This is a genomic window from Sphaerospermopsis kisseleviana CS-549 (assembly GCF_028329225.1).
In the GTDB taxonomy this organism is placed as follows: Bacteria; Cyanobacteriota; Cyanobacteriia; order Cyanobacteriales; family Nostocaceae; genus Sphaerospermopsis; species Sphaerospermopsis kisseleviana.
In genome coordinates this window covers 1-3,378 of sequence record NZ_JAQMTI010000261.1, presented here as the reverse complement: position 1 = coordinate 3,378, position 3,378 = coordinate 1, and the positions used below count along the sequence as shown (strand labels likewise).

The window sequence follows — 3,378 nt, the reverse complement described above, 5'->3', positions numbered from 1 at the left end:
TATCAGAAAAGATACATTACACAAAATTACTACCTATATTAGCAAAAACCACGCGGTGATAGGGATAGAAGATTTGAATGTATCTGGGATGTTAGCAAATGGGAAATTATCAAAAGCTATAGCCGATATGGGCTTTTATGAATTTAGAAGGCAGCTAGAATACAAAACACAACTGTATGGTAGTAAGTTAGTAATTGTGGATAGATATTATCCCAGTAGCAAAACTTGCTCAAGTTGTGGAGAAAAGAAATCATCACTCTCATTATCTCAAAGAGTGTTTAAATGTGATAACTGTGGCTTTGAGATTGACAGAGATTTAAACGCTGCGATTAATTTAAAACAAGAAGCGGTCAGATTGATCGTGTTAGCCTGTGGACTAGATAGTGCCGACACTGCTAGGGTGAAACAGGAAGAAAAAGCCGACTTTTGTTAGCATTAGTTAGCTTTTTTGTATCGGATTTAAACTTTGAGAACCACTTAAACCGCAATAAAAGGAGGGACCAGAATCAAACTCAAAACCGCGTCTTTTAAAAGTGTGCGCTGCACCACCGGGAATAGTATGACCTTCACAGACTACAACCCGTTTTCCATAACGTGCAAGTAACGCGGCCGCAGATAAACCACCGATACCGCTACCAATTACAATAATATCTGTCATTAGTCATTAGTCATTAGACTATTTATATAATATCACCAATCACCAATGACCAATTACCAATCACCTAACGAAGAACCATTAATTGAACTAAGAGGTATTTCTAAATCCTTTGGTAAAAATAAGGTTTTAGATGATGTTGATTTGCAAATTTACAAAGGAGAAGCAATAGGAATTATTGGACCTTCAGGAACTGGTAAATCAACGATTTTAAGAATTATAGCTGGGTTATTACAGCCGGATGAGGGAGAAATTTATATTCAAGGGATAAAGCGAGAGGGGTTAATAGAAGATGGTTGTGATCCGGTAAGTATTGGGATGGTATTTCAGCAAGCAGCTTTATTTGACTCCTTGAATGTAGATGAAAACGTTGGTTTTTCATTGTATCAGAATACAAAATTAGAGCGATCGCGCATTCGCAAACTTGTCAACGAAAAATTAGAAATGGTAGGTTTACCAGGTATTGGTCATCTTTACCCCTCAGAACTTTCGGGAGGGATGCGAAAACGGGTAAGTTTTGCGCGTGCGATTATGTCTAATCCCGATAATCCCAAAGATAACCCAGAAGTTTTATTATACGATGAACCTACAGCCGGACTTGATCCTATTGCTTCAACAGTAATTGAGGATTTAATCCGCAGTTTGCAATGTACACAAGGAGTCTGTAGTACCTACTGCATCGTTACCCACCAAGATAGTACCATTCGTCGAACATCTGACAAGTTGATATTTCTTTATCAAGGAAAAGTGCAATGGCAAGGTAAAGTAAATGAAATAGATCATACAGAAAACCGTTTGATTAGACAATTTATGAGTGGGAGTATACATGGTCCAATTCAAGTGGCTGGTTGATAATATATTTTAGGAGTCAGGAGTCAGGAGTTCAAGGAGTCAGGAGTTCAAGGAGTCAAAATAAAAATATTTGTTTACTATTTTCTCTTCACAGTATTTACAAATTAATAATTAAGAATTACGAATGAGGAATTACAAATTAGGAATTACAAATTACAAATTACGAATTACGAATTACGAATTACGAATTACGAATTAGGACTATTTTTATGGAGCGCGAAAAAATGCGAGGTCTAATTAGTGGATTCACTTCTACAAGAACTTTTAGAGAAGGATCGGTAGGTTTATTAATCTTACTAGGGTTAGGAGCATTTGGGGTAATATGGCTATGGTTAAATAGAATCACGCCCGGAAGCAGTTCTTATAAAGCTGTGGTTGAATTTGCTAACGCTGGGGGAATGCAAAAAGGCTCACCAGTTCGTTATCGTGGTGTGAAAGTGGGTAGTATTTCTAGTATCAAAACCGGAGCAAATGCTGTTAATGTAGAAATTGAAATCAACGATCCTCAATTAAAAATTCCTGCTGATTCTAAAATTGAAGCAAATCAAAGTGGATTAATTAATGAAAGTATCATTGATATTAGTCCACCACCTAATGCACAAGTTCCTCAAGATATTGCCGGACCATTAGAGAAAGATTGTAATCCTGGTTTGATTATTTGTAACGAATCTGCTAAATTAAAAGGTGAGATTGGAATTAGCGTTGATGAACTGATCCGCCAATCATCTGATTTTGCTGCTCAATATAATAATAAGGAATTTTACGACAACGTTAATCGCCTTTTAGTAACTTCTGCGAATGCGGCTGATAGTATTGCTAAACTCAGTCGAGAAATGCAAAGTGTCAGCAGAAGTTTTCAAGGACAATTAGGCACATTTTCTAATACTGCTGTCACTATCCAACGAGCAACAAATGAACTCACAACCACAACAACAAAAACCGCAAATCAATTAGGTACAACAGCGAGTGAATTTAGTACAACTGCAAAACAAGCAAGTAAGTTATTAAATAACTTAGATGAGTTATTAACTACAAATCGTTCTGCTTTAGTCGGTACTTTAAATAATATTACCCAAACCAGTAACCAACTACGTCAAACAGTTAGTAGTTTATCACCTGCGGTTAATCGTTTAACAGAAGGAGAATTATTGAAAAATTTAGAAATTCTCTCTGCTAACGCTGCGGAAGCTTCTGCTAATTTAAAAAATGCTTCTAAAAATTTAAATGATCCGCAAAATATTGTGCTTTTGCAACAAACTTTAGACGCTGCTAGAGTAACTTTTGAAAATACCCAAAAAATTACATCTGACTTAGATGAATTAACAGGAGATCCGAAATTTCGGCAAAATCTTTTACAGTTGGTCAATGGTCTAAGTAAATTGGTATCTTCTACAGAAAATATGCAGCAACAAACAAAGGTAGCTTTTACCTTAGATGCTCTCAAAACATCTATGAATCCAGCCGAAAATATCACACCTCAACCTACTTTTAAAGCTGCTTCACAAACACCAAAATCTCTGGAAAATATCCCTAAAAATATCACTGCTAAACCAGAAATAAAAGCTGTTGAAAAAATCAACAAAGTAGTAATTTTCACCCCATTACCAACTACAGAAATAATCCAATTCAACACACAACCAGAGTTATTACCACCTGTAATTATTTCCGAACCATCTTCCCCAGAAAAAGCCGTAACTCCCACCGTACCTGCTGCTGTGGAAAGTGCCGAAAACATCCCCCAAAACACCATTACACCTACCCCAGACTCATCCCAACAACAGCTATTGCAAAAGTTAAGAGAGCGAACAGGTGACAGGTGACAGGGGACTGGTGACTGGTGACTGGTGACTGCTGACTGCTGACTGCTGACT

At 36.9% G+C, this 3,378-nt stretch carries 3 protein-coding genes and 1 pseudogene; 3 read left to right on the top strand and 1 reads right to left on the bottom strand.

Annotated features, from left to right (window positions below; genetic code table 11):
• Positions 1 to 433, top strand: a 433-nt coding sequence (locus tag PN497_RS20610; protein WP_272110812.1) for an RNA-guided endonuclease InsQ/TnpB family protein, incomplete at its 5' end; no start/stop codon positions are given.
• Between the two features lie 12 nt (positions 434 to 445).
• Here PN497_RS20610 and PN497_RS20605 read toward each other — a convergent pair.
• A pseudogene (locus PN497_RS20605) lies at positions 446 to 658 on the bottom strand (FAD-dependent oxidoreductase); the annotation flags it as partial.
• Positions 659 to 703: 45 nt separating this feature from the next.
• On the opposite strand from PN497_RS20605, the gene PN497_RS20600 reads away from it, so the two are divergent.
• Together PN497_RS20600 and PN497_RS20595 are read left to right on the top strand one after the other, a co-directional pair.
• Complete coding sequence (locus PN497_RS20600; protein WP_096567094.1) at positions 704 to 1,507, top strand: ABC transporter ATP-binding protein; 804 nt, start codon at positions 704 to 706, stop codon at positions 1,505 to 1,507.
• A gap of 224 nt (positions 1,508 to 1,731) precedes the next feature.
• The gene (locus tag PN497_RS20595; RefSeq protein WP_096572630.1) at positions 1,732 to 3,327 is read left to right on the top strand and encodes an MlaD family protein; all 1,596 of its coding nucleotides are present in this window, start codon (positions 1,732 to 1,734) and stop codon (positions 3,325 to 3,327) included.
• Positions 3,328 to 3,378: the final 51 nt, after the last annotated feature.

What these genes read in the sequence shown, in the direction of transcription:
- PN497_RS20600 (WP_096567094.1), top strand. Translation starts at nt 704, where the DNA reads ATGACCAATTACCAATCACCTAACGAAGAACCATTAATTGAACTAAGA.
- PN497_RS20595 (WP_096572630.1), top strand. Translation starts at nt 1,732, where the DNA reads ATGCGAGGTCTAATTAGTGGATTCACTTCTACAAGAACTTTTAGAGAA.